At 35.2% G+C, this 16858-nt stretch carries 14 protein-coding genes and 1 pseudogene; all 15 read right to left on the reverse strand.

Annotation, left to right across the window (positions count from 1 at the left end; genetic code table 11):
- Positions 1-3 precede the first annotated feature (3 nt).
- Entirely contained in the window at positions 4-423 is a 420-nt protein-coding gene (locus H6553_03110) for a hypothetical protein (GenBank protein MCB9032803.1), read from the reverse strand.
- Positions 413-2677, reverse strand: coding sequence for a DEAD/DEAH box helicase family protein (locus H6553_03115; GenBank protein ID MCB9032804.1), 2265 nt, complete (start codon positions 2675-2677; stop codon positions 413-415). The genes H6553_03110 and H6553_03115 overlap by 11 nt, the downstream gene beginning before the upstream one ends.
- Positions 2678-2697: 20 nt before the next feature.
- Complete coding sequence (locus tag H6553_03120; protein ID MCB9032805.1) at positions 2698-3123, reverse strand: GxxExxY protein; 426 nt, start codon at positions 3121-3123, stop codon at positions 2698-2700.
- A 6-nt stretch (positions 3124-3129) separates the two neighbouring features.
- Complete coding sequence (locus H6553_03125; protein ID MCB9032806.1) at positions 3130-3888, reverse strand: site-specific DNA-methyltransferase; 759 nt, start codon at positions 3886-3888, stop codon at positions 3130-3132.
- Between the two features lie 584 nt (positions 3889-4472).
- Positions 4473-4932: pseudogene (locus H6553_03130) on the reverse strand (hypothetical protein).
- Between the two features lie 54 nt (positions 4933-4986).
- A complete protein-coding gene (locus H6553_03135) occupies positions 4987-5340 on the reverse strand; it encodes a Fic family protein (GenBank protein ID MCB9032807.1) in 354 nt (117 codons plus the stop codon).
- Positions 5341-6602: 1262 nt separating this feature from the next.
- A complete protein-coding gene (locus H6553_03140) occupies positions 6603-9524 on the reverse strand; it encodes a DEAD/DEAH box helicase family protein (GenBank protein ID MCB9032808.1) in 2922 nt (973 codons plus the stop codon).
- Positions 9517-9804 (reverse strand): helix-turn-helix transcriptional regulator, encoded by a 288-nt coding sequence (locus tag H6553_03145; GenBank protein ID MCB9032809.1) that lies wholly within the window; start codon positions 9802-9804, stop codon positions 9517-9519. Before H6553_03145 ends, H6553_03140 begins: the two co-directional genes overlap by 8 nt.
- 95 nt (positions 9805-9899) lie before the next feature.
- Positions 9900-12122, reverse strand: a complete 2223-nt coding sequence (locus H6553_03150; protein ID MCB9032810.1) for a DUF3987 domain-containing protein — start codon at positions 12120-12122, stop codon at positions 9900-9902.
- Entirely contained in the window at positions 12100-12423 is a 324-nt protein-coding gene (locus H6553_03155; GenBank protein ID MCB9032811.1) for a helix-turn-helix domain-containing protein, read from the reverse strand. Before H6553_03155 ends, H6553_03150 begins: the two co-directional genes overlap by 23 nt.
- 2 nt (positions 12424-12425) lie before the next feature.
- The gene (locus H6553_03160) at positions 12426-12725 is read right to left on the reverse strand and encodes a helix-turn-helix domain-containing protein (protein MCB9032812.1); all 300 of its coding nucleotides are present in this window, start codon (positions 12723-12725) and stop codon (positions 12426-12428) included.
- A gap of 116 nt (positions 12726-12841) precedes the next feature.
- Positions 12842-13600: a hypothetical protein gene (locus H6553_03165; GenBank protein MCB9032813.1), complete on the reverse strand. Its 759-nt coding sequence runs from the start codon at positions 13598-13600 to the stop codon at positions 12842-12844.
- Between the two features lie 2 nt (positions 13601-13602).
- On the reverse strand, positions 13603-14709 hold the full coding sequence (locus H6553_03170; GenBank protein ID MCB9032814.1) for a site-specific integrase: 1107 nt from the start codon (positions 14707-14709) through the stop codon (positions 13603-13605).
- 6 nt (positions 14710-14715) lie between these two features.
- Positions 14716-15117, reverse strand: coding sequence for a helix-turn-helix domain-containing protein (locus H6553_03175; GenBank protein MCB9032815.1), 402 nt, complete (start codon positions 15115-15117; stop codon positions 14716-14718).
- A 218-nt stretch (positions 15118-15335) separates the two neighbouring features.
- Entirely contained in the window at positions 15336-16772 is a 1437-nt protein-coding gene (mnmE, locus tag H6553_03180; protein MCB9032816.1) for a tRNA uridine-5-carboxymethylaminomethyl(34) synthesis GTPase MnmE, read from the reverse strand.
- Positions 16773-16858: the final 86 nt, after the last annotated feature.

The raw sequence follows: 16858 nt of genomic DNA on the forward strand, positions 1-16858 counted from the left end.
ATTCTACCCTTTAAACTTCGTTGCTAAATAATTCATACTTACTGTTCTGCTTACTTCGTTGTGAGGTAAGATTAAGTACACCCACTTTTTACCTTGATTTTCTGCTGTGTATTCAGAAGCGTATTTACAGTAGCGTTCTGCTGCTACTTTTTTGGCTAATACGGTTTCTTCTTCGGTTTGGTCTGAACGTTTGACTTCAAGCATATAAATGGTGCTTTCAGTTTCTACAATAAAGTCAGGTTCATACCTTTTTGAGTTGTTATCCCAATAAATTCTAAATTGGTTGGGTGCTGGTCTTAACCACTTGATTACTGTGGCATCATTTTCTAATACAAAGGCTAAATCTTGTTCGGCTTTACTGTCAAACTTGTATTCAAAATGACAGGCTTTTTCAAAACCTCTAAATACGTATTTAGGAATCATATTTGTAGGGCTTACTATATCTCGATAGTCTTTGTAGCCTGCATTTACCAATGATGAAAAACTCCATTGCTCTATGCGTATAAATGGAAATACTCTTGGGGCAACATAATCTGCTGAATGCAACTGAAAGTGCTGTTTCATTTGATTGTAAACCTTTTCCGCTATGGCTGCTTTGAATTGGAAGATTGCCGAAGGCAATTCTTCTTCGTTGCTTATATTGGCTTTGATAGCTTCGTAGGCTTGGGTGGCTAAATGATACAAGCAACTCTGCATTTTCATCATAATCAATTTCTGGGTAATCAATTAATTCTGCAATGATGAGTTTGATAGGATTGCCATACGAACCGCTTGATTTTGCTTTTAGGGTTTCTACTTGCCTATCTTTTAAACCCATTCGGATAATCTCTTGCTCTAAGGCTTGGAAATTGAATCCTGTAATATCTAAATCAAAGGTTTTGAACTCGGCTCTTGTTTCGCCTTGCACTAAGTCCATACGTGGTATTTCAATGATATTCTTTTTGTATTCGGTTACCATTGTATCATATACCTCTTTGGCTTCTGCTACAATTTGAGCTGCAAATAGATTCCCTTGCCCTTCTGATAGGTTTTTTTCTACTTGCCGAATTACTTTACGCTTAACTTCCTCTTTACTTAAATCTTCTACTCTGCGAACTTCTGGTAAACTTCCAAAATCGGGCAGTACATTGATAATAGCCTTTTTAGCATCTAAGTTGTTTTGTGCCTTTTGCTTGTCATGTGGGTTGGCTATTACATTAATTTTCTCTTGCTCCTTTACAAAGGTTTGCTCCATTACTGGCTGAGAGGTAACTACTACGGTTTTGGTAGATAAATCTTCTTCAGACAAAATAATTTGACTCAATTTATTTAGAATTGAGTTAGGGTCATTAGCTGCTTCAATAACTGCATTGAAGTTTTCGTGAGCTACTACCGTTAATTTATCAATTTTATCTACGCCTGTACGTTTGCCCTCATAAGGTAATCTTAACCCTCTACCAATGGTTTGTTCTACCAAAATACCTGCATTGGCGGCACGAAGTGGCACAATGGTATATAGATTGGTAACATCCCAACCCTCTTTGAGCATATTTACATGGATAACAATTTCTATTTCGTTATCTGGACTTTCTAAGGAAATAAACTGTTGCTCAATATCTTCTTCTTTTTTGGTAGATGAATCTATTTGTAACACTTTGCCTTTGTATTGCCCATCATAAAAAGCATCTGTATTGATGAGTTCGTATATTTCTTTAGCGTGGGCTATGTCTTTACAAACTACCAAAATGAATGGTTTCACCAATTTCACTTCGTTGTTTTTGGAATAGATTTCCAATTCGTTCTTTGTGTCTTGGTGTATGCTTATGGCATCTTCTAATTTGATGATTTCAACTTCACGATCACTTAAAGAGCCTTTTTGGAAATTTTTACGAGTAGCAATAGCCGGGTTCTTTACATACTTACCATCTGACAAGGCTTGGGCTAAGGAATATTCAAACACTATGTTTTTGAATTGCTTGCCCTTTTCATCAAATGGGGTTGCTGTCATTTCTAAGCCTAAAATGGGCTTTAGCTCATTGATGGCATTTTTAGAAGCATCTGCGTGGTAGCGGTGTGCTTCGTCCATTAGAATGACTAAATCTTCCAAACCTGATAAATATTCCCAATACGATTGCCCTAAATACTCGGATAGTCTTTTGATTTTTGGGGCTAAACTTACTCCGCCTTGTCTTGTACCTCTGTTGTCGGAATTAAACTTGGCTATATTGAAAATATTGATGCGGATTTCGGAATCTGAAAATAATGCACCTTGTTGTGCATAGTTGTCGCCTGTAATGACTACGGGTCTGTTGTGAACAAACTCAGATATGCCATTAAACACATATTTGTGATAGGCAGGATTGCCAAAATCTTCTATGAGTTTGTCGTAAATAGTAAGATTGGGAGCTAAAATGAAAAAGTTCTTAACGCCTTTTTGTAAGTATAAATAAGCCACAATAGCACCCATTAAACGGGTTTTACCTACACCTGTGGCAATTGAAAAAGCAATAGAAACAAAATCTCTTTCAAAATCGGTACAAGTAGGAAAATGAGCTTTTACCTTTTCTAATTCTGCTGCTAAATCAACTTCTTTTTTTAACTCTAATTCTTGACAAAGTTGAGCTACAATATCGAGTGAATCTTGAAGCGGTTCACGAAGTGATAAGCGTTGTTTTATATTATTGGCAATTGTATTCATATTATTGTCTGAATCTGGATTTACTGGATTATTGAATTATCAGAATTATTTGCAGAATTTACCTTGCGGTAATTTTCTGAAAGTCTGTTGTGAAATACTTTTTTATACTCTAAGCTCGTTGCTCCAAAATTGATGAGCAAACCAATGTCGAAATTGTAAGCGGTGAGATAATTTTTGGCTTGGGCTAAATGAACATCTTCGAGTTTTATCAATGCTTTTAATTCTACTACAATGGAATTGTCTATGATAAAATCGGCTCTGCGAGTGCCTACATTATGACCTTCGTAATAAATTTCTTGCTCAACCTCTCTTTGAAAATCAATACCCTCTTTTTGCAATTCAATAGCCAAACATCTTTGATATATGACTTCTTGAAAACCATTGCCCAAGGTATTATGCACTTTCATTGCACAACCTATGACTTTGTATGTTAACTCTTTCTCCATCTGAATTTATTGGATTTTAGAATTTTCAGAATTATTGTTTACATCATCAAAAAGTGATGGTGTTTGAGAAGGCTTGATTTTGTTTTTCTTATCTGCCAGTTCCTGCACACTAATTTTATCATCTATAAAATCCTGCTCATCCTCTAATTCTGTATCTGAATTTTCAGGATTGTTGGATTTTCTGAATTTTTTATTTTGAAATTCATCCTGTTCATCCTCTAATTCTGAAGATTCTGCTTCTGACAGTGGCATATTAATAATATTCAAGCTATAATCTTCCTTACCATATTCGCATCTGCCTAATAGCATTAAAGGAATTTTTTGAATGGTAATGTTGCCAAACTTGCCTTTGCATTCTTTTTGGAAAGACTTACAACAAATGAGCAAAGTTTCGCCTGGTTGCATTTCGTCTTTGATGCTGTCTAAGGCTTCTACGGTAAGGAATTGGGTTGTGGTAAAAATAAAATCTTGCTCAGAGCTTTGCCCTTGTTTCCAATAGGTGCTTTCGTGGGGCTGGTATTTAAAACCCTCTTGCTTTGCCATTGCTGCTGCCAACATATCAGCATTGTACTCTTGGCTAATGACCCAATTGCCAAACTTATCTTGCTTTAATAAACTGGGTGCAAGGGTATAGAATTTGAAACCGCCACCACCTTGCCAGTTTACAGTTTTGCTGATGCCGCCTTGCTCGCCATCTACTACTTGGCTTTTAATCTTGGAACACAATGCGTTTTGGCGTGTTCGCCCAATTCTACGCCTATCCAACGCCTGCCCATTTTTTGGCTACTGCTGTTTGTGGTGCCTGAACCTAAGAAAGAGAATTCACCAGGTCACCTTGTTGTAGCTAACATTATAAACTCTTTCAATTAATTTTCAGGTTTTGGAGTAGCAAATATTTTTCTTCTTCACTAACAGCATTTCTTTTAGAAATTGATATAATTATATCAATTGATGAACCATTATGCCAAATTCTTCAAAGATACAAGTTTGAGCATATATGGTCAGCTATAAAAATATTTTTGCTCTGTAATATCATCATTTGACCTTATGTCCTTGAACCAAATCGATTCTTTCTTCATCTAAAACTCTTGATATGATTTTAATATCTTATATTCATTATTTTTTTTACCAAAAGATGTAGTTATTTCACATAAACCTTCAATCTTTAATTGGTTCAATTTTTTTTGCAATTATTATATTCTCTTCCCAAGGAATTCTCTTGGGTCGTTTATCTGGATTTTTGTACCTTTTGTCCATTTTTCGGCATTTCTTGGAATAATTTTTTCAAACCCAACATTTTTTTACACACAAGTACAAAATATTTAAAGAGAAGAAACCATTTTAAAACTTCATAAAGTTTTATTGCCATATCTTTGAACATAAATTAAAATTATGTCTTCTATTTTTCCAAATACCATATCACAAATACTTTTAGGTAAGCTTTCTTCATCATCAATACTTATCCAAAATTGAGCCATCATTACTCAAAAGATTTCTCAAAATATCCAATCTCTTGTTCTTCATCAAACTCAACCAAAGCGAATGTTCTACACCATCATCATAATGCTCAAAGGCGTTGCCTGTATTGTAAGGCGGGTCTATATAAATGCACTTTACTTTGCCTGCATAGTCTTGTTCGAGGGCTTTAAGGGCAAGTAGGTTATCACCGTGTATGAGCATATTGGGGCTATTGGGGTCGCCATAGCTGTACTCTGGGTTTTCTATTAAAATACGAGGTTCGAGCTTGGGTTCTTCGCCTTTGCCTATCCAAGTGAGTTCGAGTTTTTGGAGTTGTTTTTTATTGCTCATTGGTATCAATTTCTATTTATGTCTTAAAATTTCTAAACGCTATACAAAACAGGCTTATATTATCTTCATTTTTAATTCTTCTGAATAGTCATACTCATATAAAATAGAAGTAACTATTTCCTTTAATAAATCTCGGTCTATAATATTATCTGCAACATCTACCACAATATTTTCCATTTCTAAAATGAATTTATCTACTAAGACCTTTGAAGGTTTTTTACTCCCCTCAGTAAGAAAATAAGCTGCTACAGCAATTGATGAATTTTTATTGCCATCATTGAAACAGTGATTTTTATTAAATGAAAAAATGAGATGTGTTACTTTATCTTCCAGTTCTGGGTAATAAAAGTCGTTTTGAACGTGGTCTATGAGGTTCAATCTATTAAGCCAGTTATCTCTAATACCCATGGAAAAGAAACCTGATTCACGAATGATATTATCGTGTACCTTCAATAGTAAATTCAATTAAAAAGTATTGAAACGCCATCTTTATCTATCTTTTAAGCGTTGACAAAACTTCTTTTAACAATTTGGGGTTTTCATCTTTTTATGTCCCTGTCTATTAAAAAGATTAGCTCTTTTTTATGATCCAAGGAAACGGCTGTAATCTTCTTTGCTTAAAGCACCAATCCATTATTTTTCAAGTATTGAATGAATTAGTGGTACGAAAACCATAATCATTGGGAAGCCATTTTGGTACAGGCATCTTCAATTTGTGGTATCCAATGCCTTTTCTTTTAAAATCGCATTATTAAGACATTCAATTCAGCTTGTTGTATGGGATAAGTTTTCTGCCCAAAGATGCTCTGATTTTTTCCTTCATTTCATCAGCAATACCAACCTCAAAATAAGCTATTAAAGCTTTAATACTTCAGGCATACATTGTATCTCTTGGATGTGTTTTTTTCTCAAGATTTAATATTGTTCAAAGTATATTAGTTCAACTGCTGTTTTCTCAATTCAAAAATAGCTTCTTTAGATGGCATCTGAATAAACTGCATATTTTTACGGACCCATTTCTAAATACATCAGGTTAAATGCATTGGTACCGTAATTTTCTAAACTAATAGGTTCTCATTTGAGTAATAGCTACTAAAAACTCCTCATCACGTTGATTTATGAATTTTGTTGCTCCGCCAATTTTTTTGGTTAATTCTTTTACAAATGGTTTATCAATTACAATATCTAATTTCAAACCAATCAACCTTTTTTTGAATTTTTTACTTTATAATTAGCATTGCAATATTTAAAAAAGCCCTGAAATTGAATACCGCCAAACTTTTAAGACGCTTAAATGATTGATTATCAGTATCTTGATTTTGATTTTACCATCTCAGTTTCCTTCTGTGAAAGATTTTGAAGTTGGTAATACAGTAATTGAAAAGTACTCACGAATAAGTCCTTTAAACTTTTCGAATTTTAAACCAAAAATCACTTGATAACCATTATGTTTTACTTCATCTTTATTCATCTGTTCAATGGATATTTGTTTGGCTAGTACGAGTCTTTAACATCAAAAAAAATCAGCAACCATTTTGGAAGTAAAAAGATATTCGCCTTCATATGAAAAGTCCTACTAATCCAATATGATTTTGTATTTCCAGCATCAATCGCCTTAATTGTTGAAATATTTTACTCTGTCTATTGCAGATTTTGTTAAGTCTTTCATATTAAATCATCTTCCATTTTATGGTGAATAATTCGGTAGTGTTTACTTCTTGCTTTAAGCGTCTTTCAATCTCGTCTAATAGGTTTTCCTTACGGTCGTCTATGGTGTCTTGGGCTTCAAAAAGGTGTTGACGTTTTTCGCTTCGTTTCTTTTCTAAATCCTTAATGGCTCTTTGGGCTTTTACTTTGGCTTCCAGATTCAACATTTTTTTAGCTTCTGACTTTCGGAGTTTGATTTCTGCATCTAAGTCTTTTATTTCCTTATCTAAACTCAATTTCATATCGTCTGCCCATTGGTCGAGCTTATCCATTTCAGTATCAAAAAAGTCTTTGTTACGGTTGGCATTATCTGAAATAACACTTTGTGTTTCGCTGTACAATACTTCTTCTAAAGTCTTTTTAATATCGTCTGGAGCATAAAGCGTTTGCCCTTCTGTAGCTTGAATAGAAAAAAAGCGTTGGGCTATTTCATTATCAATGGTTTCGCCATTATCCGTAATGCAAGCCGTGATTAAAAAATCTTCAAACTCAAAAGAATTGATTTCTAAATGGCTTACCTGCAACCAACCCGATTGCCCTAAGTAGTTTTCCAATGCTGTTACTTTGGTAGGGGTATTGGAATAATCAAAGGTTAATTCCTTTGTTGCTGTATTGAGTCGCTTACAAGCTCCTAAAATTTCTTTGGCTAACTTATGGCCTACACGATAAATATTAGTGTCATCAGGAACATCAATATCCGACTTGCGTTGCCCTTGTTTGGGCTTCAAAATCATATATGGCCCTTGATGAATAGATACATTAGGGAATGGATTTTTCTTTAAGGTAAAGGTGTAGTTTTCATCATCAAACTGGGCTGAGCTGTTTAGATAGAATTTTGTGGTATCCCATAATCGTTCTTCAAAGCGGTTAAGGTTTTCGGTACTTTCAAAAAGATTGGTTTTGAGTTTCTCTCTTACTTCTTCATCAAAGTTTTCAATCAATACTTTTCTTGTTTCCTGTACTTTTTCGGAAATGTCAGGCTTTAATTCTTGTTGTAAATCATCAAAAGCCGTTTGTATTTCTTCTGTGGTTCGGCATTGTTGGTATATTGTAGCGATTCTTTTTTCAAAATCAACACCATTGCCAATGCTTCCTAAAACTTCATCAGAAGCCCCAAAAACGCCATCAAATAAGCGGAATTTTTGGTCTAAGAGTTCATAAACACGTTGGTCAGCCGCATTGGCTTTGTTGAGGAAATTGATAACTACAACATCATATTTCTGACCGTAACGGTGGCATCTACCAATACGTTGTTCAATACGTTGTGGATTCCAAGGCAGGTCGAAATTGATAACCAAAGAGCAAAACTGTAAGTTGATACCTTCGGCAGCTGCTTCGGTTGCCACCATTATAGTTGCTTCATCTTTAAAATAATCAACTATGGCAGCTCTTTTATCGGCAGTTAATGAGCCTGTTAAAATATCTGTGCCTTTGTGTTTTTTAAGATAAGCTGCATAAATCTCTTTTGATTTTGGATCTGCATTGCTTCCGTTAAACTTAACTACCTTATCTGCATATCCTCTTGCTTCCAGTAGGTTACAAATAAAATCTTGTGTTCTTCTGGACTCTGTAAAGATTAGTGCTTTTTGATTAGCACCTAATGATTCTAAGGCTGTAAACCCTCTTTCTAAGGCAGTGAATAATTGTTCTGCTTTTGAGTTTTTTCTAATGCGTTGAGCCAAGGCTCTAAACTTTTCTAAGTCGGCTAATTCACTTTTAACTTCTTCAATTTCTTCTTCTGTATAAACTACTTCCTCAAAATTATCTTCGGCTTCACTTTCATCTTCTTCTTCGCTTTCCCATTCGTCTTGAATTTCATCATAGGTTTCAAAATCAATGGTCATTTCATCTTCTTCCTCAATTGCATTGTGGTTGGTAATGATGTTTTCCAAACGCTTGACTAAAGCATCTAAAGTACCGTAGATGGCATAAGTAGATGATGCTAAAAGTTTACGAAGTATTAAGGTCATTAATTGCCTTTGGCTGAAAGGCAAAGCATACAGTTTTGGTCGTTGTAAATAGTCCGTTACCCAATTGTAAAGCGTTGTTTCATCTTCATTGGGGAAATACTCCTGAACCAAAGGTTTACGCTCGGTGTATTTGATGTATTCTAAAACTTGCCTTCTTAAAGTACGTTTGCAAATAGGCTGTAAACGGTTTCTTAAATCTGTATAGTTTTCTTCATCTATATTCCTGCTAAACTGACTTTTGAAACTTTTTAAATCGCCAAAAATATAGGGGTCAATAAGGCTTACTAAGCCGTATAACTCTAAAATAGAATTTTGCAAAGGTGTTGCAGTAAGCAATACTTTTTTGCAATGGTCTAAGGCATCTTTGATGCCGTTGCCTATTTTATTTGAGGGTTTATAAACATTGCGTAAGCGATGTGCTTCGTCAATAATTACTAAATCCCAATTGATGTGTTTTAGATAAGGTGCTTTGTTTTTAGCAAAATGATACGAACAAATGATAATCGTATCTTCTTGATTAAAGGGATTTAGATTACCTTCTTTAATCGAGTTGTTAAATGACTTTGCTTCCAGAATAACGGAAGGCAAATAGAATTTATCTGCTAACTCTCTGTTCCATTGCTTACGCAAGTTGGAAGGACCAATAATTAATAATTTCCTTTTTCTTTCTGCCCATTGTTGTGATAGTATGATACCGGCTTCAATGGTTTTTCCTAAACCTACTTCATCAGCCAAAACAGCACCTTTAGATAATGGTGATTTAAAAGCAAAAAGTGCTGCTTCTACTTGATGAGGGTTTAAGTCCACTTGAGCATCCTGTAAGGATGCGGTAAGTTTGCCAATATCATTGGCAGGTAATTGCCTTGTTAAATCATAGGCAAAATATTTGGCGTGGTATGCTGATAATTTATTCACCTATAATGTTGTTTAATGCTATTCTAATGGCTTGTTCTGCTTGTGGCTCACTTTCTACCAAATGAGCTACTTGGTCAGCTAACCATAAAGCAATCAATTTATCTGGGTCGATACTGTATAATTGAGCAAGAGCCAAAACGTGTTCACGTTTTGCGGTTTTTTCTCCTCTTTCAATTTTACTTACAAGAGCTGTGTCAACATCTAATTCAGCTGCAATATGCCGAAGTAAAAGTTCTTTTTCTTCTCTTGTGTTTCTAATTAAATCCCCGAATTTGTTCATTACTTCCGTTTGTTATAAATCAATTTGTTGATTATTGACAAATGTACAACAAACAAAAGAAAAGCGAACCAAAAACTATTGAGGAGTTTTCAACATTAATTGATTTTTCGATAATGTCCTGTCTTTGGCTTTTCTAAAAGCATTGGTACAGAGTTGTTTAGAAAATCATCTACTGACCTTTCGGATAAGCCTAACTTTTTACCAAGTGCAACTGCTTCTTTGCGTTGAAAGTCTTGTGGCAACTGGTCTAATAGCTGTTTTTTGTTGTTTGGCATCTTGTACAGAATAGGGTCTTTGTTTTCTTCCAAATTGTTGAACATTAAAAGACTGTGTTGCAAATAGACTTCTGAAAGCATCAAAGATGCTTCAAAGTCATCATCAGTGCAGGTTACATCTTTAGAGCAATCGCCATTTTCAAACTTCCGTAAGGAAGTGAAAATCATACAAAAGCGATACAGGATTAAGCCCAAACGAAATACCACACTTGCTGCATCTTCGCCTGTAAAAATCACTACGTTTTTGAGCTTGTCGAAAAAAACTTGATTGAGTTTATTCCATTGGTTCTGTGTTAAAAATACTTCGGTTGGGTACTGGTTTAAAAAATCAACAATCTTTAGTACTTCGTTTGATAATGCTTCAAAGTGGTCGTTGTAAACTATACCGCCTGGTCTTGGTGATGGGTCTTGCCAAACGATTTCGTTTTTGAACGCATAGAATATAAAGCGACTAAATAAACCATCTTCTGCCGAAGCGATTAGCTTTGGCACTTGGGCAGGTGTGCCTGACAAGGCCACCGCCAATTGTGGGTGTTTTATTTCTAAAAGTTCACGGTTGGTTTTTCTTGCTGCTGATATTTTTTCGTGATGAAAAGCAGCTCGCATAATGTGTGAATAATTGCCCCAATCTTGCTTGTTTGCTCCACTCATTGCATCAGCTTCTGTTTCGCAAATAATGCCTTTACCATCATTGTCTTGTAGAATTTGCATCATCATTGCCTGACTGCAATCGGCTGGAATGAAAAGCAATTTAAAGGCAGGTTCTTGTGGTTTTTCGGGTATTGGGTCGTCTTTCTTACGCTTGCTTAATTGGGCTTTGTATTCAACCATTTCGTTTTCGTGTTGGTCTTTGGCTTGTTTACTACTTTCAACCATTCTTTCGTGGATTTTATCGCCTAATCTTTTGGCATTTTTCAAAACCCCTTTACCACTTGCTGCTGGAGCAATGATGAACGAAAACAAATGCGGATAAACTCTTTCTTGATGATATACGCCTTGAACATCAGGCAAACAACCACTAATAATACACAAGGCACTGGTTAGAAAAACATCTCTTTTACGTGGGTCATTGTCAAATGCTCTTGCACCATCTTGGAAGAGATTAGGCATCAGATTGATGGCTTCTATTGGAATGGTAGGCGTTGTTTTGAGGTAGTCTTCTGTGGTGTCGTTTGTGATTTCCTTTTTTTGCGAACCTGCAAGGTTTGCAAACTTGCCAAACTCTGCTGCATTATTTTGATAGGCACTTTCAATTGATTTGCGTATTTCGGTTTGGTTTTCGTGGTAGAAATTTGATGTAATCAAATTTTCTGCCTCTGGGTGTGGAATGCCTCTTCGATTGCAATTACAAGCTAACTGATACAAATAATTGTTGCGGTTGCCATTATTAAAGGTTAGAATGTTGTTAGTGAAACTAACACATTCATCAAAAATGGTATTGAACGAATTTTGAGCTTGCTCAAAAAGAGGTTCGCTTAAAGGAGCTTGCTCCTGCAAAGCAATTTCAAAAGTGCTTGCACTTTCATTTAAAAAGGCGTTTGGGTCGTTAGACACAAAACAAAGCCTTGTAATGTCTTTGCATTTTGGGTCGGCTTCAATATTAATTTCCTTTTCATAAAAGGCTTGTACTTGCTTATAGGCTTGTTCGTGGGTTTCTTGGTCGGTATTTACTTTGACAAATACTTTTAACCCATCACCACTTGGGCTTGTGAAACAAGCGTAAGTGAAAGGAATTTTGACCGTAAGGTCAAAAGCCTGTTGCAATTCTTCGGGTGTGAGTTTATCAAAATCAAGATGAACGCAACCGCTGTAAGCGGTGAGTAAATCTTTTTTTCTGCCGTCTTTAAAAGTAGCTGAAGGCGTGAACGCCAAAAGCTCTTTTTTGAGTTGGTCGGCTCTTTCGGGTTTGCCCATACCTTTAGCCATACGAATAGCATTTATGCTATCGTGGTAAGTGCCTGTTTTGATATTAGAAATGATTGAGGAAAGTGAAACGTCCTCAATAGGTATATTGAAATTCTTATAAGTCGTTATTGTTGTCATCAGTGGAAATTTTAAGGTTATTGATACTATTTGCAGGAATGGTACTTTTATGGAGTAGATCCATAATGTCGGAAAGTCGGTAGTAGATTTTATTGCCCACTTGTGAATAGGCAATTACATTTTCGGTACGCCAATAAGCTGCGGTACGCTTGCTTATGTTCATTACCTGTAAAAACTCCTGATTGTCGTACCAGATTTGGTCGGGTTCAGTTCTTTGCTTTTGTTTTAAAGTCAAAGAAATTTCATCTAAACGCTGTTTGATGTCTTGAACCTCTTCTTCGGAAAATCTATAAAAGCCCATAATTATTTACGTTTGTTTCTGATTAAATAATTAGCTGCTGCCGTTTCGATGTCCTCTGAAGTTTCCTGCTTGTTTCGCATTAACCATTCGTCTATTTCTTGTCGGTTGAAATAGAGTTTCTTTCCCTGTGGGCAAAAGTGCGGGATTTGCTTTTGAGAGGTTAGCTTGTAGAGATGTGATGCACTGATGTCAAGATACTTGCAGGCATCATTAAAATTGAGTACTTCTTTTTGAAGTAGGTTTTGCTCGTCAATTTTTAGTTCTAATTGACTTAGCTTTTCGAGAATTTGATTTACTTCCATCATTGTATATTTTTATGATTACGGAAGCAAAACAAGGCACTATATGGGTGCTATGGTAGTTGCATAGGGTTGTGCAACCCTATGTTATTGTGTTTATTATCAGCTGTTTAGAGTCTTTATTTTTCTTTATCTTTTTTTGCTCGATGCCCTAAATGATAGAATTTTTCCTGCCAAAAATCTACTGCATTGAAGTCTGGAGATTCAAAAGCGTTTCTCAAAGAGTTGGCACTCACATCTTCTTTTTGTTTGGATGAAAAACTCTCGGCAATGAAATTGCATATATCTGTTTTGTGTTTAGCTTCAATGATGCCTTCCTCATATAAGGCTCTGAATAAATAGGCTATTTCTTTGACAGTTAGATTGGTTTTTAGCTTGTTTTTAGGCTCTTGTTGGGCTTGAATAGAGAAGTCGGCAAATGAACCTAAATAGCCTTTTTTGAAGTCTTGTAGGGCTTGTTCTGTGGCTTCTTGGAATAGGTGGAAATGTTTCTCATACCATTTAAAAACGTGACCGAAATACTTGTTTTCATACTCTGACATTTTAGAGTAATGATCTGGTTCAGGATTAGGATACCAGTAATCTTTATAATACTGTTCTTTCATAGCTTCAAAGCGTAGCTTTGGGCTATGGGTTTTGAACTGGCTCAATGATACCGTAAGGTATTTATTGATTTCGTTGTTATTGAGGTGTTGCGTTCTTTTGTAAATGGTCTGAACAAATTCACTCAATAAAGGACCTTCCATAAATCGGTTGAAATATTCAGGGTCGAATTTGTACTCTTCCCAAAAGTTGTCAAACTTATGTTTGTACTCAACAGCTTCAATTGAAATTCTCAATTCCAATTCTTCTACTAAAAATATTTGCGGTGCTTCCATACTTATAATTTGATTTTGATTTTGTTGGCAGCTTCCACCTTTTTCTCGTTGATAACCTTTGCGTATATCTCGGTAGTAGAAAGGTTTTTATGCCCTAATAATTTTGAAACAGTGTAAATGTCTGTGCCTAAACTCAACTGAAGCGTAGCGTAAGTATGACGAGCACAGTGGAATGTGATGTGCTTATTGATGCCTGCATCAATTAACCAATCCTTTAAGTAGGTTTTGTTCCAGTTGCCATATTTAAGCCCTGTAAAAACCTTTTCTTTTGGCTCTTTCTGTTCGCCTAATAATTCTCTTGCTTCTTCGGCAATGGGTAAGGTTTCAGCTCCGTTGGTTTTTTGTTGACGAAAACGAATGAAGTAGCCTAAATTATCAGAGTGCTGAATTTCTGACCATTTTAGTTTCTCAATATCCGACCATCTTAAACCAGTCAAACAAGAAAAAATGAACATACGCTTTAGCGTTTCATTTCGGCAATGGGTGTTGGCTAACTTTTGTAATTCTTCAAGGGTTAAAAATTCACGTTCTACATCATCCTGTGGAAATGGTTCTACTTGCTCCGCAGGATTGAATTTGATTAGACCTTCTTTTAATGCCTGTTTGAGTGCGGCTCTTAATTTGTTGAAATAGCTGTATTTGGTATTTAATGAAATGCCGTTACCTGTTTTGGTTTTGGCTTCATAGTCCAGGTAATCTTTAAAGCCTTCAACCCATTCTTTATCTAATCGCTCAAAGGTTACATCTTTAGGATTATAGGCTTTTATCAGAATACGGACTGCATTCCAATTTCCATAATTACCCAAACTGGCTTTTTTCTTTTCGGTAAGTGCATCAAAAAACTCAAAGAAACTGCCTTTCAATTTCTCTTTATCTCGGAAACCGTAAATACTGTTTTGAACTTCTAAATGTCTTTTGCTTCGGATGCTCTCTGCCAATTCAAGGATTTTTTTGTTCTCGTCCTTTTGGGCTTTGGTTAAACTTCCTTTTTCGGGTTCGGGTGTGAGGTATAAACCTAAATGCTCATACTCTCGCTTACCTTGGTCGTAGTAGTCAAGGTAGAGGGTAATCTTGTTACCCTTTTTGCGTTGTCTTAATGTTATTTTCATTACTCATCAGTTAAAAAGATTATCAATTTCGGAACGTGGTATTATGGTTCTTCTGCCCAGCTTGCCTGCTTTTATGTCTTCTCTTTGAATCATTCGTTGAATAGTCCATCTGCTTGCACCTAATAAAATGGCAGCTTCTTGAACGCTTAAAAACTCCTTATCTCTAAGATTGATAAAATTGCCTGTTTGAATTGGCAGACTTTGCAGACTTTGCAAGTTTTCGGAATTTGCAGAAGTAACGGATTTGATTTGCTCCTTTAGAGTAGCCTGTACTTTTTCCTCTCGTTTGATTTGCTTGTAGTGTCGGGAATTACAAGTTTTTGAGCAATACCGTGTTGTTGTGGTTTGGGCAACAAATGCCTGACCACAATATTGACAGAATTTCGGAATTTTAATATTACTACTCATTTGGTGCTTATTAGTGCCTGATGTTGCTCGTTGGTGCTGATTGGTGCATCATTTCACCAGTACCTTTCAATTTGTGCCTTTGGGCAACGAATTTGTTGTTTGAGCAACAACTGGGCAACAAAAATAAGCAATAAAGTGCAATTGGGCAACAAATAAGAGAAGAATATTTGTTTGTAAACCCAATAAAAACAAGTAGTTAGAAGATAAGAGAAAGGCAACTACTTCCCGATACAGAATTTAGAAAATATACTATCTAATAAATCGTCGGTGCAGATAGCTCCTGTGATTTCTCCAAGATGATTCAATGCATGTCTAATGTCTAATGCTACAAAATCACTACTTATTTGTGCATCTATATTTTGTAGTGCTTGTTCTAAAGCATTTTTTGCTCCTTGTAAAGCTTCATAATGTCTGCTGTTAGAAATAATTGTAGAAGAAATAGTAATAGATTTGTCTACAACTAATTGATATAATGAGATCTTAATTTGTTCAATGCCAAGATTTTGTTTAGCAGAGATATTCGGTAAAAAAGTAAATCCTTGACTTGCAAATTTTTCGTAAAAAGAATTTAATTCAAGCTGTTCTTGGTTAATATTGGCTTGTATATTATCGTGCAGTTGATGATATTTATCTGATTTATTTGCTACAATAATTACTTTCATTCCATCTTTATATAAACTGTTGATGTCTTCTTCTACTGTGGTTAAATTTAACTCTGTTTCATCAAAAACATATAATAAAATAGAAGATTGATTTACTTTTTCCATTGTTTTCTGAATGCCAATAGCTTCAATAGCATCTGTAGCAGCTCTAAGTCCAGCAGTATCCATTAGTCTAAAAGCAATACCATTGATGTTAATTACTTCTTCAATAACATCTCTTGTTGTTCCAGCAATGTCAGAAACGATGGCTCTGTCTTCTTGTAATAATACATTAAGTAAAGTAGATTTTCCAGCATTAGGTCTGCCAGCAATTACGGTATTTACTCCATTTTTAATAGCATTTCCTAATTGAAAACTTTGAGCTAACTGTTCTAGTGCTTTTAAAATATGATAGATGAGATTTTTTAATCGATCTTTATCAGCAAATTCAACATCTTCTTCACTAAAATCTAACTCTAATTCAATCAAAGCAGCAAAATCAATTAGCTCTTGTCGTAACTTCTGAATTTCATTAGATATACCACCACGCATTTGAGCTATTGCCATATCATGACTTGATTCAGATTCTGAAGCAATTAAGTCAGCCACAGCTTCTGCTTGCGATAAATCAAATCTGCCATTTAAAAAAGCTCTTAAAGTAAATTCACCAGCTTTAGCATACCTTACTTTGTTGCTAGTAAACAAATCAATAATTCTATTTTGGATATATGGCGAACCATGACACGATATTTCAACTACATTTTCTTTGGTATAAGAATTCGGTGCCTTAAAAATACTAATTAATACTTCATCAATTTCATTATTGTTCTGATCTACAATTTTTCCAAAATGAATAGTATGAGATGTTACTTCTAGCAAGTTTTTTCCTCTAAAAAATTGATTAGTAATGGCAATAGCATTACTGCCTGATAATCTGATGACTGCAATAGCACCAACACCATTTGGCGTACTCAATGCTATAATTGTATCAGTTTGTGCTTCAATTTGACTCATTCCTCAAAAATAACTAATGAAAAAGTATAAAAAGCATGTTAAAAAATTATTTTTTTGTAGACTTTATACGCGTATTTTCTAAACTA

This window comes from Chitinophagales bacterium (genome assembly GCA_020636535.1).
Lineage (GTDB): Bacteria > Bacteroidota > Bacteroidia > Chitinophagales > JADIYW01 > JADJSS01.